The organism is Pseudomonas sp. Pmew2 (genome assembly GCF_058129885.1).
On the sequence record NZ_JBYJZP010000004.1, the window covers coordinates 1 to 26465 of the forward strand.

The following is a 26465-nucleotide window of genomic DNA, read 5'->3' on the forward strand; positions in this document are numbered from 1 at the left end:
ATGAGCCACGACAACGCGATCAGTCTTGCCCGCGCGACCTCACCCACGGCCAACGCCGATCCGCTGGCCAGCAGCACCCACATGCCGCCTGCCCGTTTCTTCGAAGACGGCACTGCGCTCAACCGGTTATTGCTGGAAGCGCCGTACATGGCGCGGTGCAGTGACGACAAAACCGCGACTCGCGTCCGTCCTCGTGAATACGCGCTGCGTTACCCCTATATGCAGGTCAATCGCCCCGGCATGGTGTCCTGGCTGGTGTTCGACCTGGACCATGCCAACGCATTAGCCTGGGACGATGCCGGGTTGCCCGCGCCGAATCTGATGGTGCGCAACCGCAAGAGCGGCCATTCCCAGTTGTTCTATGCCGTGCCGTCCGTATGCACGACAGAGAATGCACGGGCCAAGCCGATTCAGTACATGAAGGCGATCTATGCCGCGTTTGCCGCTCGCCTCGACGCGGACGTGGACTATCACGGTGGCCCTGTCGCCAAAACACCCGGTCACCCCTGGTGGGAGACGACCGAATTCCACAGCCACGTGTACGAACTGGGCGAACTGGCGAGCGCTGTGGAGTTGACCGTCAAGCCGTGGGCCACAGGGCCCAAGCTTGACCAGGTCAGCCATTCGCGGCACTGCATCCTGTTCGAGCAGCTGCGCTATTTTGCGTACAGCATCGTCAATCGCGAGCGTGAGCTGGGTTCGTTCGAGTCGTTCATGCGCTCGCTCGATGCGTATGCCTACAACCACAACAGCTTTCTAAAGCAGGGGTTTTCGGAAAACCTGCCGCTGTCCTCGATACGCGCCACGGTCAAATCCGTAGGTCGCTGGACATGGGATCGATACACCGGTGATCGTCGCTGCCATCGAGGGGCAATGCAGCTCGATGGCAGCTTGTCGCTCACCGAACGGCAAAGCCTGGCTGCCAGGCGCACCCATGAACTGCGGCACAAAGCCACCGAATCGAAGATACGCGCCGCGTGCCGTCAGCTTCAAGACCAGGGCAAGGCACTGGTGCGTTCTGCGATTGCAGCACTCGCCGGCGTTTCTGCGAGCACGGTGGCCAGGTACGCACACATCCTGTCTGAGGTGACCAAGCCTGCCACTGTGAGTGTGCTCAAGGTGAGCGCAGACGCGATGCCGACTGTAACCCCGGGCGACCAAGCGGCCCCCCGAGAGGCCGTTCAGTGCTTGAAAAAACAGGCCCTGACGGATCGCGACCAGGGGGTGTCATATGCTGTACATCAGATATCTGCGGTCCCGCAGGGGCCGCAAGCCGGAGAGCCCTTAACAACAGAACATGAGGATGGTTCATGATGGGGAGTGAGCGTATGAATTCAGTGCGTGCAGCCTTCACAGTATTGCGCTGCATAGCCCGCCAGCACTGCTGCCAGTGAGTGTTCTGGCCGAACTCAAGCCTGGTTGGTGTCTCGACATTTCGCGGTAAATGGGGGCTGCTACTGGAGAGCTGGGCTCTTGCTTGCCCAAAGCCGACCCCTTACTCTGCAATCCAAATGAATTTGATAGGGAAGGAACACCACCATGGCTCTGACGAAAGACCAATTGGTTGCCGGTATTGCAGAAGCTATCGATGCGCCAAAAACCACCGCGCGTAAGGCTCTTGAGCAATTGGGACAGATCGTTGCCGACCAGCTGGAAAGCGGTGCAGAAATCACTCTACCGGGCATCGGCAAACTGAAAGTTGCAGAGCGTCCAGCACGCTCTGGCCGCAACCCTTCGACTGGTGCCGCTATCGAAATTGCTGCCAAGAAAGCTATCAAGTTCGTCCCGGCCAAAGTGCTGAACGACTCGATCAACAAGGGGTTGTAAGCCGTAACCGCCGAAATTTCCGTCATGGGCGGAAAGCCAGTAATGGTGCGGATTGACGCCAAACATTTGTTTCCCGGCATTAATGCCGCCAAGCGGAAAACGGCCTGAATGAGGGGTCAAAATGTACACGGGAAACCGTGTCGTATAGCAATACAGTCGGGAACCACTCTGTCGACGTTTCCGACGGAGTTTTCGGCGGTTTGGATTAGCCCCCTTACACGTTATCCCAAGGTTTCATAATGATTATTACCCGATACGACACACATCCCATTCCGTATGGCGTTGGTGACCAGGTTATCCAGTTGGTCACCGACAACGTTACTGAGCTGAGCTTGAATTCGGTGCCGCCAAGCAATCTCATGTATGAGGTTTTTCGTTGGGCTCTGCCTACAGAGGTGGGCGTATATCTGAGTCGAATCTCAGAAGAGCCAGGCAAACCCGTAGAGCTTTTAGTGGCATTTGATGAGGTAGATACAGAGGTTGTGACCGGTTTTGTTCTGTACTTGCCTGTGGCTACTCATCCCGAGGCTTGCGGAGTCAATTACATGTGTGTGAGGCAGTCTCATCGATGCCGTGGTATAGGTCGTGAATTGATGAGAGCGCTGATCGGGTTGTACCCCCACACTGAGCTGACGTGCACGATCAAAAAAGTGCCATTTTACGAGTCAGCAGGCATGCAAGTTATTGATTCACACAACACCCAGATTGTGATGAATACACGGTCTGAGAGTACGAAAGGGATGATGCAGATACTCAACGTTCAGCCAATTTACGATTCTCCAGAAGCTGGAGTAATCTACGACCGCCTTGTGCAGAAGTGGGGTCTCAAGGAGATGCGCAAAGCAGAGAAGCAACTCGCGCGTCATACCGATCAACTCGAACGACAAGCTCGGGAGTACGTTGAAAGTCGCCTGAAGGACCGTCAGGCGACCGTCTGACGGCAGGTTCATGCATAGGAATTTCAAAATGCCTATGCATGAACCTGACGCTGTGAAGGAGGCGTCATGCCTTCATAGCGATGCGTAGGAAGACGCTGATGCGTTACTTATGCAGTGAAAATCCCTATCAATCCGAATTTGTGCAGGTTATTTTACCGCTGAGCCTAGGTGCGGACGCACCTTCCCCCTGTCAGGGCTTCACGTACCTCATCTGCGCGATTGCCTGAGCGTTGAGGACCAGTCCCTGCACCGTCAGCCCGCTGATTGCCGCCGTGTAGACCATCCGCGCGCCACACAGCACGCAGCGGAACGGATCGACGTTTAGAAAGGCTTTGGCCATCTGCACAAAATACAGCTTCGGTGTCGGTCCTGGCGTCGCCATCTTCAATGCTTCATAGACCTTCGGCAGGTATTTCCCACACACCCGATTGGCCAGAAAACCAAAATACCGGATCATCCGGAAATGCTTTTCCGGGATGTGCTGCACCACCCGGCGCAGCATGTCGGCCTGGCTCAGCGTTTCCTGCTGATAGGTCTGCGTGCGGTGATCCAGGTAGGTAAAGCTCAACGTGGCCCCGCAGGTGTAATGCGCCAGACGACTGCCCGAGATCGGCGGTTTTTTCAGGTAGCGGCCCAGGTAATTGACGGTCTTTCGGCCGTTTTCCGTCTTCTTCGACAAGTGGATGTGCCAGTGCTGGCCACCAGCGGTCAGTATCAAACGGCGCCAGTCGCTTTCACAGTGGATGTGGGCCAGCTGCGGCGGCATCGTCAATTGCGAAAGCGGCTGTCCCAGCAGGTAATCGCGCACCAGCCACATCCAGCGCCGCCGCAGGGCCTCTTTGTGGAACGACAGATTTTTCCAGACGCCCTGCTCATCCAGGCTGCGAATTCCACGTCATCCGGACACTCAGCCCACCAACATCCGGACACTCGTTCCACGCTTATCCGGACAGGCAGTCGGAGCGCAGCGACGCAGGTTTGCATTGTTAGTCTGAAGCCCCTGCCGCCGTCAATTTCGTTGCGCGCCTGCGCATCGATTCACCCTTCAGTTCAATTCGATAAGCGCTATGCACCAGCCGGTCGAGGATCGCATCGCCCAAGGTCGGATCGCCGATCAACGCATGCCATTTGTCCACTGGCATTTGGCTGGTCACCAGCGTCGAGCGGTTGCCGTAGCGGTCGTCCAGCAGCTCAAGCATGTCGCGCCGTTGCGCGGCGGTAAACGGTGCCAGGCCCCAGTCGTCCAGGATCAGCAGGTCAGTCTTGGCGTAGCCGGCCATCAATTTGGCGAAGCGGCCATCGCCGTGGGCCAGGCCTAGTTCTTCCATCAAGCGCGGCAGACGCAGATAGCGCACGCTGTAACCGTCGCGGCAGGCTTTGTGAGCCAGCGCGCAGGCAAGCCAGGTTTTACCTACGCCCGTCGGCCCGCCGATGATCAGGTTCAGGCCATCGCGCAGCCATTGGCCGCTGCCCAGTTGCAGGATCAAGGCCTTATCCAGGCCACGCGGGCTGCGGTAGTCGATGTCTTCCAGGCAGGCGTTGTGGCGCAACCGCGCGGCTTTGAGGCGGGTGGTCAGGCGGGCGTCTTCGCGCTCGGTCAGCTCGCGATCGACCATCAGACCGAAGCGTTCGTCGAAGCTCAGATCATTGATATCAGGCGTTGCGTGTTGTTCGCCCAGCGACTTGATCATGCCGTGCAGGCGCAAGGTTTGTAGCTTGTCGAGCGTTGGATTCGGTAGCATTTCGAAGCTCCTTTCTCAGGTCAGTGGTAGTAGCCCGGGCCACGCAGGTTGATGTGCTCGTCAGGCAGCAGCGGCAGGTTTTGCTGGGCCAGCGGCAGGCGCTCCAGCCCTTGGCGCAGGATCGACTCGAGGCTTTTGTAGCTGCATGCGCCCAGTGCCAGCGCCCGCTGGCACGCGGCTTCCAGCCGCGCTTCGCCGTGCTGTTTGCTCAGGCGCAGGATGCCCAGGCAGGCGCGGAAGCCGTGTTGCGGATGGATTCGGCGTTCGAGGATGTAGGTGATGACGCCGGCGGTGTTAGGCCCGGTCTGCTCTGCCCAGCGGATCAGCCGTTGCGGTGTCCATTCGGCGTGCTCGCGGTGGCTCTTGGGCATGTGCTCGGTTTGGGTGGTGTGGCGGCCTTTGTGCTGCGAGCGAAGGTGGCTGGCCACGCGCTGGTTGGCGTGGAAGCACTCGACGGTCTGGGCCGTGAGCCGCACTTCGACTTGGTGCTTCACCAGCTGGTACGGCACCGAGTAAAAGTGGCCATCGACCTCAACGTGATAGTCGATATGGACGCGTACCTTTTTCCATTCGGCATAGACGTACGGGTGTTCCGGCAGGCCTTCCAGGGCCGGTTGGTCGATGGCCTCGAAGGCTGACCGGCGTGAGCCGGGCAGCTTTTTGAAGGGCTTGTGGTTGAGGCGATCCAGCAGTAGCGCGATGGCTGTGTTGAGTTCGCCAAGCGAGAAGAACTGGCGGTTGCGCAGCACCGCCAGGATCCAGCGTTCGACCACTTGCACGCCGACTTCGACCTTGGCTTTGTCCTTGGGCTTGCGCGAGCGAGCAGGCAAGACGGCGACGCCGTAATGCTCGGCCAGATCGCGGTAGCTGGGGTTGATATCCGGCTCGTAACGGTGCGCTTTAGTCACGCCACTGCGCAGATTATCGGGCACCAGGATCTGCGTTGTGCCGCCGAAAAAAGCAAAGCATCGGACGTGCGAGCCCAGCCAGTCGGGCAGTTTCTGCGACCAGGTGGCCTCGGCAAAGGTGTAGCTGGACGCGCCGAGAACGGCGACGAAGATCTGAGCCTGACGGATCTCGCCGGTTTGTCGGTCGATGACCGGCGCTGTTTGCCCGGCGTAATCGACGAACAGCTTTTCGCCAGCACGATGCTCCTGGCGCATGACCACGTCGACCTTGGCGGTCCAAAGGCGGTAGTGCTCGCAGAACCAGCTGTATTGGAAGCCTTGCGGGTGAGCGAGTCGATATTCCTGCCAGAGCAAGGCCAAAGTGACGCCGGGGCGGCGCAACTCCGCGTGTACCCATGCCCAGTCAGGCATTGGGCGCTGGTCGGTCGGCACTGGCACTGCCGGTGGAAACAGCCGTCGATTCAACTCCGCGTCAGAAATATCGATGGGCCACTGAAGCCCACTGGCGGCGAACCGGCAAAGGTAATCCCCTGCACTCGAATGGCCGATGGATAAGCTGGCGGCGATCTTGCGCACGGACAGGCCAGCGTCGAACTTTAGGCGTAGTACCTCTCGGATTTTACGCATGGATAAACGCTCCACGACGACCTCTTCGCTTCGAAAAAAGAGGTCGATAGTAGTGAATAGTCCTGCGTTGCTGCCTGCCTGAAAGTGTCCGGATGGCCGTGGAATCGGTGTCCAGATGCTTGTGGAATGAGTGTCCGGATCAGCATGGAATCAGTGTCCGGATGTTGGTGGAATGGGTGTCCGGATAGTCGTGGAATCCGCATCCAGGCCGCCCGCGGTCACCGACAGGTGGACGTGGGGATGCCAGTTGAGCCGCCGGCCATAGGTGTGCAGCGCACCGAAAATCCCGACGCGCAAACCGCGCCGCTTGGCGGTGTAGATCAGGTTATCGGCCGCCAGACGAAACAGCGCATCGAGCAGCCAGCGGTTGTAGAAGAACAGGGACCACAGCGTGTCGGGCAGCGTGAACACCAGATGCTGCCAGGGGCAGTCGGGCAGACGGTTGTTTTGCACGGCGATCCACTGGTCGGTGGCCTTTTTGCCGCAGGAAGGACAGGCCCGGCAATGGCAGGTGTTGCACAGGTATTTGACGTGCGGGCAATGCTCATTGGCACAGGTGTAGTGTTTGACGCCCAGTATCGAGGTGCCGCAGGCGAGCATTTTGCTGATCGACTCCACTTCGATTTGGCGCAGACCGCCGGCTTCCAGCAAATCTGCCCAGCAGCCGTTGGCCGTGAAGAGGTTTTTGAGCGGTCGAGGTTTGTAAGCAGGCGGTGCAGAGGCCACGTCAGCAGGGCGGCTCCTCATCGTGGTGAATGACGGCGGTGATGGCGAATCCGCCTGGCCCTTCTCTCATCTAAACGCTTACGCAAGAAGCGTCGGGAAACCTGTCGTTCAGATACGTTGTCTGGCAGCAACTACAAAGATCGACATCACCGAAAGGATCGATATCGAAGGAAAAGTCGGTATCGGGCACGAAGGTAGTATGCCCGGCGCGTTGGAGACGGGTCTGCTTTGCCTTGGCTTTTGCCCGGCTCGCCCGTTTACGTTTTTTGGTCTCTGACGCCATGTGTAAGCCTGTGCTGAGGAGGGATCGACTCGATTTCGGCTATGATAACCGATTTCAAAATCCCACAATTTGCAGCCGCAGGCTGCCCAGTTCATGCATAGGAATTTCAAAATGCCTATGCATGAACCTGACGCTGTGAAGGAGGCGTCATGCCTTCATAGCGATGCGTAGGAAGACGCTGATGCGTTACTTATGCAGTGAAAATCCCTATAAATCCGCATTAACACAGTTTATTTTACCGCTGAGCCTAGGTGCGGACGCACCTTCCCCCTGTCAGGGCTTCACGTACCTCATCTGCGCGATCGCCTGAGCGTTGAGGACCAGTCCCTGCACCGTCAGCCCGCTGATCGCTGCCGTGTATACCATCCGCGCGCCACACAGCACGCAGCGGAACGGATCGACGTTTAGAAAGGCTTTGGCCATCGGCGCAAAATACAGCTTTGGTACCGGTCCTGGCGTCGCCATCTTCAGTGCTTCATACACCTTCGGCAGGTATTTCCCACACACCCGATTGGCCAGAAAACCAAAATACCGGATCATCCGGAAATGCTTTTCCGGGATGTGCTGGACCACCCGGCGCAGCATGTCGGCCTGGCTCAGCGTTTCCTGCTGATAGGTCTGCGTGCGGTGATCCAGGTAGGTAAAGCTCAACGTGGCCCCGCAGGTGTAATGCGCCAGACGACTGCCCGAGATCGGCGGTTTTTTCAGGTAGCGGCCCAGGTAATTGACGGTCTTTCGGCCGTTTTCCGTCTTCTTCGACAAGTGGATGTGCCAGTGCTGGCCACCAGCGGTCAGTATCAAACGGCGCCAGTCGCTTTCACAGTGGATGTGGGCCAGCTGCGGCGGCATCGTCAGTTGCGAAAGCGGCTGTCCCAGCAGGTAATCGCGCACCAGCCACATCCAGCGCCGCCGCAGGGCCTCTTTGTGGAACGACAGATTTTTCCAGACGCCCTGCTCATCCAGGCCGCCCGCGGTCACCGACAGGTGGACGTGGGGATGCCAGTTGAGCCGCCGGCCATAGGTGTGCAGCGCACCGAAAATCCCGACGCGCAAACCGCGCCGCTTGGCGGTGTAGATCAGGTTATCGGCCGCCAGACGAAACAGCGCATCGAGCAGCCAGCGGTTGTAGAAGAACAGGGACCACAGCGTGTCGGGCAGCGTGAACACCAGATGCTGCCAGGGGCAGTCGGGCAGACGGTTGTTTTGCACGGCGATCCACTGGTCGGTGGCCTTTTTGCCGCAGGAGGGACAGGCCCGGCAATGGCAGGTGTTGCACAGGTATTTGACGTGCGGGCAATGCTCATTGGCACAGGTGTAGTGTTTGACGCCCAGTATCGAGGTGCCGCAGGCGAGCATTTTGCTGATCGACTCCACTTCGATTTGGCGCAGACCGCCGGCTTCCAGCAAATCTGCCCAGCAGCCGTTGGCCGTGAAGAGGTTTTTGAGCGGTCGAGGTTTGTAAGCAGGCGGTGCAGAGGCCACGTCAGCAGGGCGGCTCCTCATCGTGGTGAATGACGGCGGTGATGGCGAATCCGCCTGGCCCTTCTCTCATCTAAACGCTTACGCAAGAAGCGTCGGGAAACCTGTCGTTCAGATACGTTGTCTGGCAGCAACTACAAAGATCGACATCACCGAAAGGATCGATATCGAAGGAAAAGTCGGTATCGGGCACGAAGGTAGTATGCCCGGCGCGTTGGAGACGGGTCTGCTTTGCCTTGGCTTTTGCCCGGCTCGCCCGTTTACGTTTTTTGGTCTCTGACGCCATGTGTAAGCCTGTGCTGAGGAGGGATCGACTCAATTTTGGCTATGATAACCGATTTCAAAATCCCACAATTTGCAGCCGCAGGCTGCCCAGTTCACGTATTGCTTGATATAAAACCAGCCAGTTTAACATCTGAGTTAACCGGGCTCGTAAAAAAAGATGCTGGTTTGAAGGTGAAAGATGGTAATTATGAAACTTCGGTCTCACAACAAGGCACAGGTGCTAGAAGGGCGTTGTTTTGGTCTATGCTTCAGGTTTTTAATGAGCTTAACCGCGATAAAAAATGCTTTAGAAGATCACACTACAATCATAAGGCTGGAACGCCCTGCTACGCACGGCGGCGATTTAATTTCTCCTAAGACCTACAGGTCGGATTTGATAACATTCCAAGGTGATGAAAAAAGAAGGCTTCAAGCGCTACAGCATATAGATCCGAGTTTGGCAGAAATATTTTTTGGGTCCTATCCTATTTTGGTTGAGGGAGACACAGAGCATGCAGCATTTTTAGCTACCATCATAGAGCGGCAGCACGAACTTGCCGATAAAGTCACTATTGTTAGGGCTAGAGGCAAAGGAATATTACTCTCCCTAATATCTGTTCTTAAGCACTTCCAAATGGATTTTGGTATTGTTCACGATAGTGATGCGCCATATAATTCAAAAGGTGGAAATAACAGTATGTGGTCGCTAAATTCAAGCATACGAAATGCTATAGCGTCTGCGCGTGATTCTGGAATAACAGTTCGGCATAAGGTCAGTATTCCTGACTTTGAAAGGTTTTTAGGTGGTGAAGAAGAATCAAAAGATAAGCCACTTATGGCTTACCTTACTATATTAGATAACGCAGATCTCGGGATTGGCGTGCAAAATATGCTTAATGATCTAGTATACGGAGAAAATCACCATCCATTTGGAAGTGGTGAAGGTGAAACTATTGCGCAGTATGAGATATTGTTACGTAATAAAGTAATAAGCTGGGCAGAAAATAATGGGTTATCGGAAAATATTAAATTTAAGGGTTTGGCTTAATGCTTATTATTTTTTGAAAAGCACATTTAATTTTATTAATTGAATTGTGATGTATGAGCTTTATGAAATTGGCCGATGGAACGGCCAATTTGTAATCTCTACATTGTAGCGGCCTGCAGTCGAAATGGTCTCGACCTGCGGTCATCGCGTTTTTCGACCGGGATTGATTGCGTTTAACCCCGTATACGAGAATAGGTATTTATGGTATTTTTTCGTCATTATTGTATGTATATCCAGTATTTTGGGGGTCTCAATGAGCCGTTTTACATCGCTCGAAATGTGTGCAGGGGCAGGCGGACAAGCACTGGGCCTGGAAATGGCGGGGTTTGGTCATGAAGCGTTGGTAGAAATTGAGCCGCCTGCGTGTGCCACTCTTCGCCTGAACCGTCCAGAGTGGAACGTCAAAGAGGAAGACCTACGCCAGTTCAATGGATCGCCTTTCTTTGGGGTGGACCTTGTGGCAGGCGGTGTGCCGTGCCCTCCATTCTCCAAGGCTGGATTGCAGCTTGGCGCAGATGATGAGCGGGACCTTTTTCCAGAAGCTATTCGTTTGGTAGACGAAATACGGCCAAAAGCCGTAATGCTTGAAAACGTCCGGGGCTTGATGGATGCCATTTTTTCTGATTACCGCAACAAGGTAGAAAAGCAACTTAAAAGTCTTGGCTATGTGGCTGGTTGGCGTTTGCTGAATGCTTCGGATTATGGTGTATCACAACTTCGTCCTAGGGTCGTTTTTGTAGGAGTTCAAAAGAAGTATGCTGATAAATTTCATTGGCCTGAACCGGGTTTAGTGCAGCCGCCAACTGTTGGCCAGCTTCTGCATGATTTGATGGCAGTAGATGGTTGGAAAGGGGCAGATCGCTGGCGGGAAATTGCTGACTCGATAGCACCTACATTGGTTGGGGGGTCAAAAAAGCACGGTGGTCCAGACTTGGGACCAACTCGTGCTAAAAAAGCCTGGGCAACGCTCGGCGTTTGTGGTCATGGTTTAGCTGACATTCCGCCAGCGAGTGATTTTGTGGGAATGCCTCGACTGACCACACGAATGGCGGCGAGAGTTCAGGGGTTCCCTGACGACTGGAAATTTCATGGAAAGAAAACAGCAACCTATCGTCAAATTGGCAATGCTTTTCCTCCACCAGTTGCAAAAGCAGTAGCCGAGAGAATATTTGAAGCTCTTTCAATCCGCCGTCTTATTCAGGTTGCATAATTGTCATGGACGTCCAATTTCAGCAAGCACGTAAAAATTTTCATGCGGCATTGTTAAAAACTACTCTTACGATTAATGATAAGAATATTCCAAGCAACGCTGACAGTAGCAATCGCACCAGTATTGCGATTGCTAGGGGAATTGCTGAGACTCTAAAAGCAGAAACCATAGCTGAACGTCTTGCTGGGCAAACCTCTGGCAATCAGTTTGAAGGTTTATGTGCTGACTTTGTTAAAGACACTTTCCTGCACCTTGGGCATTTACGACCTGGGAACTGGGATGTGCATCAAGTGGGCGGCAGAAACAGATTAGAAATTGCTCGGTACGAGCAATATACTCATTTAGTAGCCTTAGACAGAGCAGCAAGAAACGACCCAGAGTTGGCTGCGGCTCTGGGCTCAGATTATACGATTACGCCCGACATTGTCGTAGTCAGAGGGCTTGAATCCGACAATGCCATTAATCGACATGAGGAACTTGTTGACAGATCGGTATGCACACTATCAAGTTTAAGAGAAGCGAATGGCGGTTATCCACTGCTTCATGCTAGCATTTCATGCAAATGGACAATTCGAAGCGACAGAGCACAAAATGCCCGTTCGGAGGCATTAAATCTCATTAGGAACAGAAAAGGCAAACTTCCTAATATAATGGTAGTGACCGCAGAGCCTACGCCCAGCAGGCTAGCCTCAATTGCGTTAGGGACTGGCGATATTGACTGCGTTTATCATTTCGCATTATATGAGCTACAAGAAACGTTACAAGAACTGAAAATGTATGATGCTATCGATATGCTTGCCGTGATGGTTGACGGAAAACGGCTTAAAGATATAAGTGATATTCCACTCGACTTAGCTGTATGATTGTTCCTGCTCCGGTTTATAGAACCCCGTTAAGCTAAATTTCGTCAAATTGTAGCTTCGCTCCCAAGGGGCAATGTACCACTACGCAGAGAAGGACCGAAAATTGGACGCAACGCCCTCTAGTCCGGGCAGCAGTGTACGAAAATTCAAGCATTGCTGCGGATCCAACTCCCCAACGATGCACTGACCATCTGGAAGTTTCGCTTAACTGACTTCCCTGTTCCATTGCTCCCCAGACCCCATCATGGTTACAACGCGTGCTGGTCAAATCAGTTGCAATCGCTGGTCAAAACGAATGCAAACGGGTGGTCAAGTGGAGCGCAATTTCGTAGGACGCCGGAATCGCCAAAATTTCCGGTCTGTCACTTTTAGTGTTTTTTCGGTACCTGGATGACGCCATCAGCAATACCTTGGGCCAGCAACTCCATCATTTTCGCGAAGCGAAACAATCCTGGATATTGCAGGCAGATATAGTCCATCTGGACCTTTGATGAGCTGTCGAGCACCTGTTTGAAAGCCAGCATATAGTCATAGCAGCCCTGAAGTAGCTGGCTATCGCCACTTTCTGTAGCTGGAAATCGGCTGGCATAATCATGGACTATCTTCGCCAGTTGGTGTTGCTCTGCGGATAAATCGAGCATTTTTTTGCCTGATGAAAGGGTTCGATACTGTTGACCAAGAGGCTGGAAATAATTCAGCAAGGTCACAGACGGTTACTGAACCAAGCAGCACCTCAGACATCTGCCTTAGTCGCCAGGTACTGCGACCAAACGCGTTTTACCTGGCTGACGCTGACCCCCGCCAGCCGAGCAGTCTCTGCAATGCTACACCCGCCGCTTTTAAAGGCAATGATCTGTTCATGCACTTTAGCATTCGGCTTGCGTCCTCTATATAGACCAGCGCTCTTAGCCAAGTCGATGCCTTGCCGCTGTCGCTCTCGACGGTCTTCGAAGTCGTCACGCGCTATTTGCAGTGCCACACGCAACAGCATGTCTTGTACGCCTTGCAACACCACCTTGGCGACGCCACTGGATGCCTCGGCCAATTCCGATAAATCGACGATGCCGGGCACCGCCAAGCGTGCGCCCTTAGCCTTGATCGCGTCCACAAGCCTTTCTGCTTCGACCAAGGGAAGACGGCTGATTCGGTCGATCTTCTCAGCGATGACGACTTCACCTGGTTGCAGGTCCTCGATCATGCGCAACAGCTCGGGACTGTCGGATCGAGCGCCCGAGGCTTTTTCGCGATAGACCGCAGCCACGTAGTAGCCCGATGCTCGCGCATTGCCAATGATCGCTTCTTGGCGCTGCAAGTCCTGGTCTTCGGTACTGACACGCAGGTACACCCGCGCAACATTGAGAGTCGTCATCATATGGCCCATTTTGGTATACCCAAAGGGACAGAGTCTATCAGGGGTGGCTCATTTATCCAGAAAGCAATCCTAAAGAGCCATGTAGAAAAGAGCTACCCATTTGAGCCGTATCATTTTGCACCGCTACACCTTTGTGTCCTTTCGGCGCTAAGCACAGGAATAGGTCAGTTCACGATTGTGCTAATTAGCTAATTAGCACAATCGCGACTCTGAGAAAGGCGTCTACTTGGTCGAGCCGGGCATGGCCTTGCGCCAGTTCCAAGGCCACAACATTAAGAGCCGTAGGAGCGTTACGTGGCGCTGGCGGCCGAGGCTGCAATGGAGCAACCAACCGACCATAAGATGAATGGCCAATTGCTGTTATCGGCATAGCTAGGTGGGTTAATGCCTTTAGCTATTTAGCTATTTAGCTAAATCAATAATCTGCTTGCACTCATCCAGATCATGGCTATACTTTGCTTAGTCTTAGCTAATTAGCTAATTAGATAAAAAGGAAGCCCCGCAAATGCTACCCCCTCTTGCTATCGGCTGCATCTCTCAAAAAGGCGGCGCTTGGAAATCTACAATCGCGCGCGCACTTGCTACCACCTACACGGCAGCAGGTTGGGAAACTAAGATTATCGACCTCGACACAAAACAAGCTACAGCTACCAACTGGCAGCAGCGCCGTCTGCTGGCTAACATCGAACCCGCTATTCCGGTACAGCTCTTTGGCAATGTGGCCACCGCAGTCAGTCGCGCCGGAGATGCCGATCTATACATTTTCGACGGCCCGGCGAACGCCACCGAAGAAACTGTGAAGATCGCCAAGGCCAGCAACTTGCTGATACTGCCAACGGGCCTAACTTTAGACGACCTCGACCCACAAATTGCGCTTGCCAACACCTTGGCCGATCTGCACGGCGTGCCGGTAGACCGCATAGTGTTTGCCCTATGCAAGGCTACAAAGCGCGATGCGGCAACTGATGCCGCACGCGAGTACCTGGGAAAAACGCGCTTCGCCACACTCGCTGGTTCAATCCAGCACCAAGATTGCTATGCAGACGCAATGAACAAGGGCCGCTCTGTAACCGAAACCTCATTTCGGAGCCCACGCGCCAAGGCAATGGAAGTCATCCAATCAGCTGTCGATCACTTCAGCCGACTCACTAAATAGCATAAAAGCTAATTAGCTAAAGCGCGAATTAGCTAATAATGTGTTATTATGAGGTCACCGCTAATTTAGGACTCAACGCTATGTCTACCAAGACTTCCAAGCCCGGCGAAGCCCCTGTCGTCAAGGTGCCCAAACCACCACGTCGCGATTTAGGTGAGCCACCAAAATCAGCCGCCGACACGGCAGCAGTTGGCAACAATACTAAGGTAGCGGCAGACGACAAACTGGTGGACTTAGGCTTTAAGCTCGATCAAGCATTCAGGCGTGAGTTCCGCACATTCTGCGCGAGCAATGATATATCGCAGGTAGGTGCGTTCAAGGAGGCAATGAAGGACTACATGAAAAAGAAGGGCTGGCAATCCAGCGAGTAAGAAAGTCGAGTGCCAAGGGCTTCTACCACCTTGATGCATAGGAATTTCAAAATGCCTATGCATGAACCTGACGCTGTGAAGGAGGCGTCATGCCTTCATAGCGATGCGTAGGAAGACGCTGATGCGTTACTTATGCAGTGAAAATCCCTATAAATCCGCATTAACACAGTTTATTTTACCGCTGAGCCTAGGTGCGGACGCACCTTCCCCCTGTCAGGGCTTCACGTACCTCATCTGCGCGATCGCCTGAGCGTTGAGGACCAGTCCCTGCACCGTCAGCCCGCTGATCGCTGCCGTGTATACCATCCGCGCGCCACACAGCACGCAGCGGAACGGATCGACGTTTAGAAAGGCTTTGGCCATCGGCGCAAAATACAGCTTTGGTACCGGTCCTGGCGTCGCCATCTTCAGTGCTTCATACACCTTCGGCAGGTATTTCCCACACACCCGATTGGCCAGAAAACCAAAATACCGGATCATCCGGAAATGCTTTTCCGGGATGTGCTGGACCACCCGGCGCAGCATGTCGGCCTGGCTCAGCGTTTCCTGCTGATAGGTCTGCGTGCGGTGATCCAGGTAGGTAAAGCTCAACGTGGCCCCGCAGGTGTAATGCGCCAGACGACTGCCCGAGATCGGCGGTTTTTTCAGGTAGCGGCCCAGGTAATTGACGGTCTTTCGGCCGTTTTCCGTCTTCTTCGACAAGTGGATGTGCCAGTGCTGGCCACCAGCGGTCAGTATCAAACGGCGCCAGTCGCTTTCACAGTGGATGTGGGCCAGCTGCGGCGGCATCGTCAGTTGCGAAAGCGGCTGTCCCAGCAGGTAATCGCGCACCAGCCACATCCAGCGCCGCCGCAGGGCCTCTTTGTGGAACGACAGATTTTTCCAGACGCCCTGCTCATCCAGGCCGCCCGCGGTCACCGACAGGTGGACGTGGGGATGCCAGTTGAGCCGCCGGCCATAGGTGTGCAGCGCACCGAAAATCCCGACGCGCAAACCGCGCCGCTTGGCGGTGTAGATCAGGTTATCGGCCGCCAGACGAAACAGCGCATCGAGCAGCCAGCGGTTGTAGAAGAACAGGGACCACAGCGTGTCGGGCAGCGTGAACACCAGATGCTGCCAGGGGCAGTCGGGCAGACGGTTGTTTTGCACGGCGATCCACTGGTCGGTGGCCTTTTTGCCGCAGGAAGGACAGGCCCGGCAATGGCAGGTGTTGCACAGGTATTTGACGTGCGGGCAATGCTCATTGCCACAGGTGTAGTGTTTGACGCCCAGTATCGAGGTGCCGCAGGCGAGCATTTTGCTGATCGACTCCACTTCGATTTGGCGCAGACCGCCGGCTTCCAGCAAATCTGCCCAGCAGCCGTTGGCCGTGAAGAGGTTTTTGAGCGGTCGAGGTTTGTAAGCAGGCGGTGCAGAGGCCACGTCAGCAGGATGGCTCCTCATCGTGGTGAATGACGGCGGTGATGGCGAATCCGCCTGGCCCTTCTCTCATCGAAACGCTTACGCAAGAAGCGTCGGGAAACCTGTCGTTCAGATACGCTGTCTGGCAGCAACTACAAAGATCGACATCACCCAAAGGATCGACATCGAAGAAAAATTCGGTATCGGGAACGAAGGTGGTATGCCCGGCGCGTTGGAGACGGGTCTGCTTTGCCTTGGCTTTTGCCCGGCTTGCCCGTTTACGTTTTTTTGTCTCTGACGCCATGTGTAAGCCTGTGCTGAGGAGGGATCGACTCAATTTTGGCTATGATAACCGATTTCAAAATCCCACAATTTGCAGCCGCAGGCTGCCCAGTTCACGCCAAGCTTTGTCATGGATATCTCAAAAGACGGAGAAGTTTTTCATATAAACCTTGAGACCACAAACACCACACGGGACCTAATGGGGAAAAATGAAAAAAAGGAAAAGGGCTTGCAGCGATTCGAAGGCAAGGCAGAGTCAGACACCGTTTTAAGCATGGTTGGTGGTCTTTTAACCATGCGTTTGGAAGGCGATGTCATCTATTTCGATAACACTACCTATACCCGCGCAAAATAACGGAGGCGGCATGGACGTAACAAAGATAGCCCAGACGTTGTTCAATTTCGTTGATGCCGCTCTGCAAAGCGCCTTGGTCACCGGGATGGCCAAGGTGATGCTGGGGCTGGGAGCGCTCATCGGGACCCTGTGGTTGATCCACTTCACGCTTCGCAACATGCAATGGCTGTACCGGGGCATGAACGTTGCCTTCGAGGATGTGGCGAAAGAAATTTTTAAAATGGCGTTCATCACTGCGTGCGCATTCAACCTGCAATGGTTCGTTCAGACGATTGTGCCCTTCGTCACCGGCTTGCCCAACTGGATGGGGGGCATTTTGTCCGGCCAGGAGGGCGCGCAAACCAACCAGATCGACAGTCTGATTGTTGCTTATGCTTCGAACCTGAGCGCACTGATAGGGGCTATGAAGTTCAATATCTTCAGAGCCAGTTTTTCTGATATTTGGTTGGGCATTCAGGGGGTGGTGTTTTATGTGCTGGGCGGTATCCCGTTCTTGCTCGCTGCCGTCGCCACGCTGTTTGTACTGAAGGTGTCGACAACGGCTATTGTGGCGGTAGGGCCTCTGTTCATCGCCTTTCTGCTGTTTGACCAGACCCGGCAGTATTTCTGGGGCTGGGTTTCAGCCATCGCGGGCTTTATGTTGGCTCAGGTGTTGATATCGGTCGTGCTGGCGATCGAAATCGGCTTTATCAACACCGTGATGATTAAAGATGGAATATTGAATACCAACCTGGAGGGTAATCTCACCATCCTGATTGTCTTCTGCACGTTCACAGCGCTTGTCGTCGAACTGCCTCAGCAAGCGGCCTCGATCATGGGTGGTGGCCCCTCCGGAGGCGGAATGATCAGCAAAATTTCAGGATTTGGAGCAGCAAGAAGCATGACCAGCGGTGCCGCCGCCGGCATTTCAAGACTGCGGAGGGGACGCAACAACATCAAATAGCACCTCGCTGTACCGGCTACATCCTCTCCCTACTCGCATCACCCTCGCTTCTCTCAGGTACTCCACTATGAATGTCAAACTTGCTTTGAGCGGGCTGCTTTCGGCTGCCTTGCTTTCAGGGTGTGGCTCTGCACCCAAGCTTTCCGAACCGGAAGGGCAGTGGGAAGACATGCCCTTCACCCATGCCCCTGCGCCTCGGGCTGCCCCCGTGACAACGCCCGCTCCTGTGCCTGGCCGGGTGTTGCCAGCAACGAGCCCTGCGCCCAAGGCCCAGTCGCTCAAGACCACCAGTCCAAAGCGCCCGGCAACCGCCGCAAGCGCCTCCCCGGCAAAGCCCGCCGAGGCCCCGCCCAACGACTCTAAATGCTCCGCGAACTGATCCGCGCAGCGCGTGTTTGTTCCGTTTAGGTGATCTATGAAAAAGTTTCGAAAATCAAAACAGGACGTGATCGAGCAGGAGCGGCAACTGGCCGCCCGTACCAGCATCGACGCGGCCACCGCACAAGACATCAGCCTGGCTGAACAGGCATACATCCATGCAGCGCGGTATTTCGAGAAGAACATCGCCGCCGACGAGAAGGCCAAGACCAAGAACGCCCGTCGCCTGGCGGGCTTCTTCGGTGTGCTGACCTTTATGTCCATCGCCGCCGTGATGGGCCTGACCCCGCTCAAGACGGGGTTGTACGCCCAAACCCCAGATTTTTTTGTTGGACTGAATGACGGCCCCCAGAAAGCTTCGTCATCCCAGATCCATTCCTTCAATCATTATATCGAGGTCAATAAGCTTCCCTTCGCTGTTAAAGGTGTAGTGCCCGTTGAGTAGGATGTGTCGCCAGGCTACCGGCGATATTTGAGCGAGCCATCCCAGTGCCTTGGTGTTATCGCTCGCCTCGTACTTGGTCAACAGCCGGGACAGGATCGCCGAGTTGTAATAGATGATCGCGTTACCAATCAGACGCGCGCACTGGTTGCTGATTTCTATCTCGATGTCGGTGCGCCCGGTCAACTCTTTCTTGCCCCCAACCTGGGCGATGGCCGAGCGTAGCTGGTGATAGGACTCGATACGGTTCTGCGAGCGGTGCACGTTTCGTTCAAGTTGCGGATCGCGTAGATAGCGCAGCGTATAGATGCTGCGTATCAGTTTGTCGAACTCGAAGATCGCGCGCCGCGTTGGGTTTGGCGCGGTGTAGGTGCAGAGTTTGCGAATCAGTACTCCTTGCGTCATTTCCTTCAGACCCAGGGTGGCAACAATCTGATCGATATTGGACTTTTCGCTGATGATGAGTTGCCGGTCGATCTGACCGACCGGCCGGATCAGGCATTTATCATAGAGTGACAGATCGTCTGCGCAGTACAGCTCCTTCAACTGATTGCCGAGGTTGGTGAATCGCGGTTCGAAACGCGAGCCAAACCAATGTAGGATGGCGAAGTTAACCTTGTTGACGCTGTGCATGTCTCCAGTGATTGCCGTCGGCACGATATCTGACGTATTGCGGTACCAGATGTCGAACACATGGTGGCCTTCGTAATCGTGAGCCCCCATCAGGTCGCCATTAAGCGGCACGTGGTTGCACAGCAGCGTGTAGGCAACCACGCCCTTGCCACGGCCAAAGTATTTGCGCGAGTAACGCGCCTTGATGGTGGGCCGTTCGACGCTAAATTTCTGACCATCGACTGCGCCGTACAGCACGTCGAGGTCAAACGAATAATGCGGGAAGATTGGCAGCGCACTGATGCCGTTGCTGATGCAATCGTTGGCGGCTTGTAGCGATGCCTGACGTAGATACTGCTGGTAGGTTGTCTCTAGCACATGGTAGGGAATGTCGCTCGTCTTGGCCATTACCAGGTTGCCGTGGTTCATGGCCTGGGCCATGATGACCGCCATCAGGCTATCGGCATCGGCTACTTTTTTCGCGTAGCGTGGCTGCAACGGCGTCAGCGGGGCTAGGAACTGGCACTGGCTGTTGACAAAGCGGAACTGGGCAGCCTGCGGCTGCAAATTGTGGGATTTTGAAATCGGTTATCATAGCCGAAATCGAGTCGATCCCTCCTCAGCACAGGCTTACACATGGCGTCAGAGACCAAAAAACGTAAACGGGCGAGCCGGGCAAAAGCCAAGGCAAAGCAGACCCGTCTCCAACGCGCCGGGCATACTACCTTCGTGCCCGATACCGACTTTTCCTTCGATATCGATCCTTTCGGTGATGTCGATCTTTGTAGTTGCTGCCAGACAACGTATCTGAACGACAGGTTTCCCGACGCTTCTTGCGTAAGCGTTTAGATGAGAGAAGGGCCAGGCGGATTCGCCATCACCGCCGTCATTCACCACGATGAGGAGCCGCCCTGCTGACGTGGCCTCTGCACCGCCTGCTTACAAACCTCGACCGCTCAAAAACCTCTTCACGGCCAACGGCTGCTGGGCAGATTTGCTGGAAGCCGGCGGTCTGCGCCAAATCGAAGTGGAGTCGATCAGCAAAATGCTCGCCTGCGGCACCTCGATACTGGGCGTCAAACACTACACCTGTGCCAATGAGCATTGCCCGCACGTCAAATACCTGTGCAACACCTGCCATTGCCGGGCCTGTCCTTCCTGCGGCAAAAAGGCCACCGACCAGTGGATCGCCGTGCAAAACAACCGTCTGCCCGACTGCCCCTGGCAGCATCTGGTGTTCACGCTGCCCGACACGCTGTGGTCCCTGTTCTTCTACAACCGCTGGCTGCTCGATGCGCTGTTTCGTCTGGCGGCCGATAACCTGATCTACACCGCCAAGCGGCGCGGTTTGCGCGTCGGGATTTTCGGTGCGCTGCACACCTATGGCCGGCGGCTCAACTGGCATCCCCACGTCCACCTGTCGGTGACCGCGGGCGGCCTGGATGAGCAGGGCGTCTGGAAAAATCTGTCGTTCCACAAAGAGGCCCTGCGGCGGCGCTGGATGTGGCTGGTGCGCGATTACCTGCTGGGACAGCCGCTTTCGCAACTGACGATGCCGCCGCAGCTGGCCCACATCCACTGTGAAAGCGACTGGCGCCGTTTGATACTGACCGCTGGTGGCCAGCACTGGCACATCCACTTGTCGAAGAAGACGGAAAACGGCCGAAAGACCGTCAATTACCTGGGCCGCTACCTGAAAAAACCGCCGATCTCGGGCAGTCGTCTGGCGCATTACACCTGCGGGGCCACGTTGAGCTTTACCTACCTGGATCACCGCACGCAGACCTATCAGCAGGAAACGCTGAGCCAGGCCGACATGCTGCGCCGGGTGGTCCAGCACATCCCGGAAAAGCATTTCCGGATGATCCGGTATTTTGGTTTTCTGGCCAATCGGGTGTGTGGGAAATACCTGCCGAAGGTGTATGAAGCACTGAAGATGGCGACGCCAGGACCGGTACCAAAGCTGTATTTTGCGCCGATGGCCAAAGCCTTTCTAAACGTCGATCCGTTCCGCTGCGTGCTGTGTGGCGCGCGGATGGTATACACGGCAGCGATCAGCGGGCTGACGGTGCAGGGACTGGTCCTCAACGCTCAGGCGATCGCGCAGATGAGGTACGTGAAGCCCTGACAGGGGGAAGGTGCGTCCGCACCTAGGCTCAGCGGTAAAATAAACTGTGTTAATGCGGATTTATAGGGATTTTCACTGCATAAGTAACGCATCAGCGTCTTCCTACGCATCGCTATGAAGGCATGACGCCTCCTTCACAGCGTCAGGTTCATGCATAGGCATTTTGAAATTCCTATGCATCAAGGTGGTAGAAGCCCTTGGCACTCGACTTTCTTACTCGCTGGATTGCCAGCCCTTCTTTTTCATGTAGTCCTTCATTGCCTCCTTGAACGCACCTACCTGCGATATATCATTGCTCGCGCAGAATGTGCGGAACTCACGCCTGAATGCTTGATCGAGCTTAAAGCCTAAGTCCACCAGTTTGTCGTCTGCCGCTACCTTAGTATTGTTGCCAACTGCTGCCGTGTCGGCGGCTGATTTTGGTGGCTCACCTAAATCGCGACGTGGTGGTTTGGGCACCTTGACGACAGGGGCTTCGCCGGGCTTGGAAGTCTTGGTAGACATAGCGTTGAGTCCTAAATTAGCGGTGACCTCATAATAACACATTATTAGCTAATTCGCGCTTTAGCTAATTAGCTTTTATGCTATTTAGTGAGTCGGCTGAAGTGATCGACAGCTGATTGGATGACTTCCATTGCCTTGGCGCGTGGGCTCCGAAATGAGGTTTCGGTTACAGAGCGGCCCTTGTTCATTGCGTCTGCATAGCAATCTTGGTGCTGGATTGAACCAGCGAGTGTGGCGAAGCGCGTTTTTCCCAGGTACTCGCGTGCGGCATCAGTTGCCGCATCGCGCTTTGTAGCCTTGCATAGGGCAAACACTATGCGGTCTACCGGCACGCCGTGCAGATCGGCCAAGGTGTTGGCAAGCGCAATTTGTGGGTCGAGGTCGTCTAAAGTTAGGCCCGTTGGCAGTATCAGCAAGTTGCTGGCCTTGGCGATCTTCACAGTTTCTTCGGTGGCGTTCGCCGGGCCGTCGAAAATGTATAGATCGGCATCTCCGGCGCGACTGACTGCGGTGGCCACATTGCCAAAGAGCTGTACCGGAATAGCGGGTTCGATGTTAGCCAGCAGACGGCGCTGCTGCCAGTTGGTAGCTGTAGCTTGTTTTGTGTCGAGGTCGATAATCTTAGTTTCCCAACCTGCTGCCGTGTAGGTGGTAGCAAGTGCGCGCGCGATTGTAGATTTCCAAGCGCCGCCTTTTTGAGAGATGCAGCCGATAGCAAGAGGGGGTAGCATTTGCGGGGCTTCCTTTTTATCTAATTAGCTAATTAGCTAAGACTAAGCAAAGTATAGCCATGATCTGGATGAGTGCAAGCAGATTATTGATTTAGCTAAATAGCTAAATAGCTAAAGGCATTAACCCACCTAGCTATGCCGATAACAGCAATTGGCCATTCATCTTATGGTCGGTTGGTTGCTCCATTGCAGCCTCGGCCGCCAGCGCCACGTAACGCTCCTACGGCTCTTAATGTTGTGGCCTTGGAACTGGCGCAAGGCCATGCCCGGCTCGACCAAGTAGACGCCTTTCTCAGAGTCGCGATTGTGCTAATTAGCTAATTAGCACAATCGTGAACTGACCTATTCCTGTGCTTAGCGCCGAAAGGACACAAAGGTGTAGCGGTGCAAAATGATACGGCTCAAATGGGTAGCTCTTTTCTACATGGCTCTTTAGGATTGCTTTCTGGATAAATGAGCCACCCCTGATAGACTCTGTCCCTTTGGGTATACCAAAATGGGCCATATGATGACGACTCTCAATGTTGCGCGGGTGTACCTGCGTGTCAGTACCGAAGACCAGGACTTGCAGCGCCAAGAAGCGATCATTGGCAATGCGCGAGCATCGGGCTACTACGTGGCTGCGGTCTATCGCGAAAAAGCCTCGGGCGCTCGATCCGACAGTCCCGAGCTGTTGCGCATGATCGAGGACCTGCAACCAGGTGAAGTCGTCATCGCTGAGAAGATCGACCGAATCAGCCGTCTTCCCTTGGTCGAAGCAGAAAGGCTTGTGGACGCGATCAAGGCTAAGGGCGCACGCTTGGCGGTGCCCGGCATCGTCGATTTATCGGAATTGGCCGAGGCATCCAGTGGCGTCGCCAAGGTGGTGTTGCAAGGCGTACAAGACATGCTGTTGCGTGTGGCACTGCAAATAGCGCGTGACGACTTCGAAGACCGTCGAGAGCGACAGCGGCAAGGCATCGACTTGGCTAAGAGCGCTGGTCTATATAGAGGACGCAAGCCGAATGCTAAAGTGCATGAACAGATCATTGCCTTTAAAAGCGGCGGGTGTAGCATTGCAGAGACTGCTCGGCTGGCGGGGGTCAGCGTCAGCCAGGTAAAACGCGTTTGGTCGCAGTACCTGGCGACTAAGGCAGATGTCTGAGGTGCTGCTTGGTTCAGTAACCGTCTGTGACCTTGCTGAATTATTTCCAGCCTCTTGGTCAACAGTATCGAACCCTTTCATCAGGCAAAAAAATGCTCGATTTATCCGCAGAGCAACACCAACTGGCGAAGATAGTCCATGATTATGCCAGCCGATTTCCAGCTACAGAAAGTGGCGATAGCCAGCTACTTCAGGGCTGCTATGACTATATGCTGGCTTTCAAACAGGTGCTCGACAGCTCATCAAAGGTCCAGATGGACTATATCTGCCTGCAATATCCAGGATTGTTTCGCTTCGCGAAAATGATGGAGTTGCTGGCCCAAGGTATTGCTGATGGCGTCATTCAGGTGCCGAAAGAACACTCAACATGACAGGACGGTCATTTCGACGGTTTGGGCGTACAATTTCATCAGGAGGCATCATGAGCATTCAACTTGACCCTCGCGTCTCGGAGTTCGAGACCCAAGAACAGGCCGACAATTACGACCGTTGGTTTCGCCAGCGTATCGAGCACAGTTTGGCCGATCCGCGTCCACCCGTGCCGCACGATGAAGCAATGGCTCGCGTCAGAGCCATGATCGAGGCAAAGCGCCGCCGTGCTAGTTGAGTGGCTTCCACAAGCTTTGGAGGCACTGGAGGAAATCGCCGGCTACCTAGCCGAGCGCAACCCTTATGCTGCCGAGCAGATGCAGGCAACCCTTGAGGCCATGGTCGAGGCTCTCCCCCTGCACCCTTACATCCACCGTCCCGGCCGTGTTCCAGGAACGCGCGAAGCGGTTGTGCATCCCAACTACCTGGTTGTCTACCGCGTCGGTACAGAGCGCATCAGCATCTTGGACGTCCTGCACGCCCGCCAAGAGTACCCCTAGCTGCCGTCGCCAAGATTCTGGCCACTACAACGACTGAAATCAGTTCAGCTTAACGTACTTTAAAATCCTTTTTCTGAGGCGGCCCCTATTGGAACAAACACCCATGAGCCATCCACCTTTCCAACAAGCACTGACCGAGGCCGAACTCGATAGGCTGACTGGTTTTCTTGATGCCATTGGCTCACCGGCCATGAACATTGAAATGCTTGACGGCTATTTTGGGCACTGATCTGTGGTCCGGAGATGGTGCCTCCCAGCGAGTACCTGCCACAAATCTTGGGCGAGAATTTCAGTTTTGAAAGCAACGCTCAGGCTACCGACATGATGGGGCTCATCATGCGCCACTGGAATACGATTGCATCGGTATTGCTTAACACGCTGGAGGAGCCTGACGTGTATTTGCCAGTGCTGTTGGAGGATGACGATGGCATTACTTACGGCAACGATTGGGCTCTGGGCTTTATGCGCGGAGTTCAGGCCCGACCTGGAAGTTGGCGTGACCTGATCGACAGCGACGAACATAGCGGGCCGATGCTCCCCATCATGCTCTTGGCCTATGAGAATGACCCCGATCCAGCGCTGCGACCACCGTCGGTTACTAACGAAAAGCGTGAAGAAGTGATTGAGATGATGATCGCCAGTTTGACGATAATCTATCGCTTCTTCGAGCCTCATCGATGGTCGCTGGCACTGTCACCACCCGATGTACCACTACGCAGAGAAGGACCGAAAATTGGACGCAACGCCCCCTGCCCATGCAGCAGTGGACGCAAATTCAAGCATTGCTGCGGATCCAACTCCCCAACGATGCACTGACCAACAGGAAATTGCGCTTAACTGACTTCCCTGTTCCATTGCTCCCCAGACCCCGTATCCGAGGCCCTGACATCTGCTTCGGACATCGGGAAATCCCGACGCCATTGCGCTTCAAGCCTGACCAGCTCGCTGGGGCTCTGCAGGTCCGGGTCGTTGGCCTGAGCAGGCTTCGCGGCTTCTGGGCTCACCGGTTCAGGCGCAGCGTCTGAAGGCGTTGGCACGGGGGTCGGCGTTTCTGCTGAAGCCGTTGCTGCGGAATCCGCCGCCGGTTGCGCACGCTGCGCCTGCCATTGCGCAAACGCCTGGTCGCCTTTGGGCTCGCCGCGTTCTGGAATGCCCAGGGTGATCGCCACCTTCTCCACGAACGCAATGCACTCCGGCTCGGGCACGGTGTCGAGCTGGGTGGCCAGCGCCTGGCTAACCTGCTCGGCGGTTTTTCCTTCTCCATACAGCGCTTCGATGGGCACCGTGACGCCCATCCGGTCCGCCTGGTCCCGAACGTCCCGTGTGGAATCGTCAACGTGCCGAGGCAGATCGGTGGCAGGACCAATGCTCTGGCCACCACGCTCGATGTCCAACTCTGCACGGCGGTCCGCCAGGCTTTGGTTCATGGCCTTGTCGGTGAAATGCACGTCCAGACCGTTCTTGGCCACCGCCTCGATCACCAGTTTTTTGAATTCGGCGGTGCCGGTGATGGTCAGTGTGCTGCCGAACCGCTCCCGGGCCAGCTGGAGGGCCACCGACACCCCGGATTCGGTAATACCCGTGCGGCGCATGGAGATAGTTTTGCCCGTGTCCACAAACAGGGTCTTGTCGGTCTGCTTGTCCAGGTAATGCACGTTCTGGCTGAACTTTGCCTTGCGCGTGTAAAGGTCCTTGGCGCTGAGGTCACGCGCGCGCTGACTGGCGGCGGCGGGATCAACCTGTTTGGCAAAGCGATCCATGACCCGCTTCACACGGTCAGGGGTCGCCTCAGAAAACGGATTTTAAAGTACGCTAAGCGATTTCACTCGTCGTAATGGTCAGAATTTCCCCGCGCTGTTGCC

24 protein-coding genes and 6 pseudogenes are annotated in these 26465 nt (G+C 55.0%); 17 read left to right on the plus strand and 13 right to left on the minus strand.

What is annotated here, in order from left to right:
* The 3 genes from AC4ANK_RS29450 to AC4ANK_RS29460 form a co-directional block, all read left to right on the plus strand.
* A partial coding sequence (locus AC4ANK_RS29450) for a replication initiation protein (RefSeq protein ID WP_460385302.1) occupies window positions 1-1314 on the plus strand: 1314 nt, incomplete at its 5' end.
* 225 nt (window positions 1315-1539) lie between these two features.
* Window positions 1540-1827 (plus strand): HU family DNA-binding protein, encoded by a 288-nt coding sequence (locus tag AC4ANK_RS29455; RefSeq protein WP_057425416.1) that lies wholly within the window; start codon window positions 1540-1542, stop codon window positions 1825-1827.
* Window positions 1828-2066: 239 nt separating this feature from the next.
* Window positions 2067-2765, plus strand: coding sequence for a GNAT family N-acetyltransferase (locus AC4ANK_RS29460; RefSeq protein WP_460385303.1), 699 nt, complete (start codon window positions 2067-2069; stop codon window positions 2763-2765).
* A gap of 190 nt (window positions 2766-2955) precedes the next feature.
* Here the strand turns inward: AC4ANK_RS29460 and AC4ANK_RS29465 are convergent.
* From AC4ANK_RS29465 to AC4ANK_RS29485, 5 genes and pseudogenes are all read right to left on the minus strand, one after another.
* A pseudogene (locus AC4ANK_RS29465) lies at window positions 2956-3645 on the minus strand (IS91 family transposase); the annotation flags it as partial.
* A gap of 106 nt (window positions 3646-3751) precedes the next feature.
* Window positions 3752-4507 (minus strand): IS21-like element ISPsy14 family helper ATPase IstB, encoded by a 756-nt coding sequence (istB, locus tag AC4ANK_RS29470; protein WP_460383337.1) that lies wholly within the window; start codon window positions 4505-4507, stop codon window positions 3752-3754.
* A gap of 20 nt (window positions 4508-4527) precedes the next feature.
* Window positions 4528-6042, minus strand: coding sequence for an IS21 family transposase (gene istA, locus AC4ANK_RS29475; protein WP_054082386.1), 1515 nt, complete (start codon window positions 6040-6042; stop codon window positions 4528-4530).
* A gap of 201 nt (window positions 6043-6243) precedes the next feature.
* Window positions 6244-6789: pseudogene (locus tag AC4ANK_RS29480) on the minus strand (IS91 family transposase); the annotation flags it as partial.
* A 535-nt stretch (window positions 6790-7324) separates the two neighbouring features.
* Entirely contained in the window at window positions 7325-8554 is a 1230-nt protein-coding gene (locus AC4ANK_RS29485) for an IS91 family transposase (RefSeq protein ID WP_460385304.1), read from the minus strand.
* Between the two features lie 520 nt (window positions 8555-9074).
* On the opposite strand from AC4ANK_RS29485, the gene AC4ANK_RS29490 reads away from it, so the two are divergent.
* From AC4ANK_RS29490 to AC4ANK_RS29500, 3 genes are all read left to right on the plus strand, one after another.
* The gene (locus tag AC4ANK_RS29490) at window positions 9075-9842 is read left to right on the plus strand and encodes a TOPRIM nucleotidyl transferase/hydrolase domain-containing protein (protein WP_460414704.1); all 768 of its coding nucleotides are present in this window, start codon (window positions 9075-9077) and stop codon (window positions 9840-9842) included.
* Window positions 9843-10095: 253 nt separating this feature from the next.
* Window positions 10096-11052, plus strand: a complete 957-nt coding sequence (locus AC4ANK_RS29495) for a DNA cytosine methyltransferase (RefSeq protein WP_044424045.1) — start codon at window positions 10096-10098, stop codon at window positions 11050-11052.
* A gap of 5 nt (window positions 11053-11057) precedes the next feature.
* Complete coding sequence (locus tag AC4ANK_RS29500; protein ID WP_044320079.1) at window positions 11058-11915, plus strand: NgoMIV family type II restriction endonuclease; 858 nt, start codon at window positions 11058-11060, stop codon at window positions 11913-11915.
* A gap of 368 nt (window positions 11916-12283) precedes the next feature.
* Here the strand turns inward: AC4ANK_RS29500 and AC4ANK_RS29505 are convergent, their stop codons facing one another.
* Entirely contained in the window at window positions 12284-12556 is a 273-nt protein-coding gene (locus tag AC4ANK_RS29505) for an arylsulfatase regulator (protein ID WP_460385317.1), read from the minus strand.
* Window positions 12557-12648: 92 nt separating this feature from the next.
* A complete protein-coding gene (locus AC4ANK_RS29510; RefSeq protein WP_460385318.1) occupies window positions 12649-13284 on the minus strand; it encodes a recombinase family protein in 636 nt (211 codons plus the stop codon).
* Window positions 13285-13792: 508 nt separating this feature from the next.
* Between AC4ANK_RS29510 and AC4ANK_RS29515 the strand changes: the two genes are divergently transcribed.
* Window positions 13793-14443, plus strand: a complete 651-nt coding sequence (locus tag AC4ANK_RS29515; protein WP_003344252.1) for a ParA family protein — start codon at window positions 13793-13795, stop codon at window positions 14441-14443.
* Window positions 14444-14523: 80 nt separating this feature from the next.
* On the plus strand, window positions 14524-14814 hold the full coding sequence (locus tag AC4ANK_RS29520; RefSeq protein ID WP_003344250.1) for a hypothetical protein: 291 nt from the start codon (window positions 14524-14526) through the stop codon (window positions 14812-14814).
* 213 nt (window positions 14815-15027) lie between these two features.
* Here the strand turns inward: AC4ANK_RS29520 and AC4ANK_RS29525 are convergent, their stop codons facing one another.
* Together AC4ANK_RS29525 and AC4ANK_RS29530 are read right to left on the minus strand one after the other, a co-directional pair.
* Window positions 15028-16257 (minus strand): IS91 family transposase, encoded by a 1230-nt coding sequence (locus tag AC4ANK_RS29525; protein WP_460382827.1) that lies wholly within the window; start codon window positions 16255-16257, stop codon window positions 15028-15030.
* Window positions 16238-16519 (minus strand): hypothetical protein, encoded by a 282-nt coding sequence (locus AC4ANK_RS29530; protein WP_015062535.1) that lies wholly within the window; start codon window positions 16517-16519, stop codon window positions 16238-16240. The genes AC4ANK_RS29525 and AC4ANK_RS29530 overlap by 20 nt, the downstream gene beginning before the upstream one ends.
* A gap of 90 nt (window positions 16520-16609) precedes the next feature.
* On the opposite strand from AC4ANK_RS29530, the pseudogene AC4ANK_RS29535 reads away from it, so the two are divergent.
* The 3 genes and pseudogenes from AC4ANK_RS29535 to AC4ANK_RS29545 form a co-directional block, all read left to right on the plus strand.
* Window positions 16610-16852: pseudogene (locus tag AC4ANK_RS29535) on the plus strand (hypothetical protein); the annotation flags it as partial.
* Between the two features lie 10 nt (window positions 16853-16862).
* Window positions 16863-17795 (plus strand): TrbL/VirB6 family protein, encoded by a 933-nt coding sequence (locus tag AC4ANK_RS29540; protein ID WP_460385306.1) that lies wholly within the window; start codon window positions 16863-16865, stop codon window positions 17793-17795.
* 415 nt (window positions 17796-18210) lie between these two features.
* Window positions 18211-18471 (plus strand): annotated as a pseudogene (locus AC4ANK_RS29545) (conjugal transfer protein); the annotation flags it as partial.
* Between the two features lie 63 nt (window positions 18472-18534).
* Here the strand turns inward: AC4ANK_RS29545 and AC4ANK_RS29550 are convergent.
* A pseudogene (locus AC4ANK_RS29550) lies at window positions 18535-19773 on the minus strand (Tn3 family transposase); the annotation flags it as partial.
* A 352-nt stretch (window positions 19774-20125) separates the two neighbouring features.
* Here AC4ANK_RS29550 and AC4ANK_RS29555 point away from each other — a divergent pair.
* A complete protein-coding gene (locus tag AC4ANK_RS29555) occupies window positions 20126-21355 on the plus strand; it encodes an IS91 family transposase (protein WP_460385304.1) in 1230 nt (409 codons plus the stop codon).
* A gap of 213 nt (window positions 21356-21568) precedes the next feature.
* On the opposite strand, the gene AC4ANK_RS29560 is transcribed toward AC4ANK_RS29555, so the two are convergent.
* Both AC4ANK_RS29560 and AC4ANK_RS29565 read right to left on the minus strand, forming a co-directional pair.
* Window positions 21569-21859, minus strand: coding sequence for a hypothetical protein (locus AC4ANK_RS29560; RefSeq protein WP_003344250.1), 291 nt, complete (start codon window positions 21857-21859; stop codon window positions 21569-21571).
* Window positions 21860-21939: 80 nt separating this feature from the next.
* A complete protein-coding gene (locus AC4ANK_RS29565; protein ID WP_003344252.1) occupies window positions 21940-22590 on the minus strand; it encodes a ParA family protein in 651 nt (216 codons plus the stop codon).
* 508 nt (window positions 22591-23098) lie between these two features.
* On the opposite strand from AC4ANK_RS29565, the gene AC4ANK_RS29570 reads away from it, so the two are divergent.
* The 5 genes and pseudogenes from AC4ANK_RS29570 (at window position 23099) to AC4ANK_RS29590 (ending at window position 25419) form a co-directional block, all read left to right on the plus strand.
* Complete coding sequence (locus AC4ANK_RS29570; RefSeq protein ID WP_460385318.1) at window positions 23099-23734, plus strand: recombinase family protein; 636 nt, start codon at window positions 23099-23101, stop codon at window positions 23732-23734.
* A gap of 92 nt (window positions 23735-23826) precedes the next feature.
* Window positions 23827-24105 (plus strand): hypothetical protein, encoded by a 279-nt coding sequence (locus tag AC4ANK_RS29575; protein WP_024661522.1) that lies wholly within the window; start codon window positions 23827-23829, stop codon window positions 24103-24105.
* Window positions 24106-24155: 50 nt separating this feature from the next.
* Entirely contained in the window at window positions 24156-24341 is a 186-nt protein-coding gene (gene relB / locus AC4ANK_RS29580) for a type II toxin-antitoxin system RelB family antitoxin (protein ID WP_005730485.1), read from the plus strand.
* Window positions 24331-24603 (plus strand): type II toxin-antitoxin system RelE/ParE family toxin, encoded by a 273-nt coding sequence (locus AC4ANK_RS29585; RefSeq protein WP_057446608.1) that lies wholly within the window; start codon window positions 24331-24333, stop codon window positions 24601-24603. Before relB ends, AC4ANK_RS29585 begins: the two co-directional genes overlap by 11 nt.
* A 103-nt stretch (window positions 24604-24706) precedes the next feature.
* A pseudogene (locus tag AC4ANK_RS29590) lies at window positions 24707-25419 on the plus strand (YecA/YgfB family protein).
* 17 nt (window positions 25420-25436) lie between these two features.
* On the opposite strand, the gene AC4ANK_RS29595 reads toward AC4ANK_RS29590, so the two are convergent.
* On the minus strand, window positions 25437-26363 hold the full coding sequence (locus tag AC4ANK_RS29595) for an LPD7 domain-containing protein (RefSeq protein WP_460385307.1): 927 nt from the start codon (window positions 26361-26363) through the stop codon (window positions 25437-25439).
* Window positions 26364-26465: the final 102 nt, after the last annotated feature.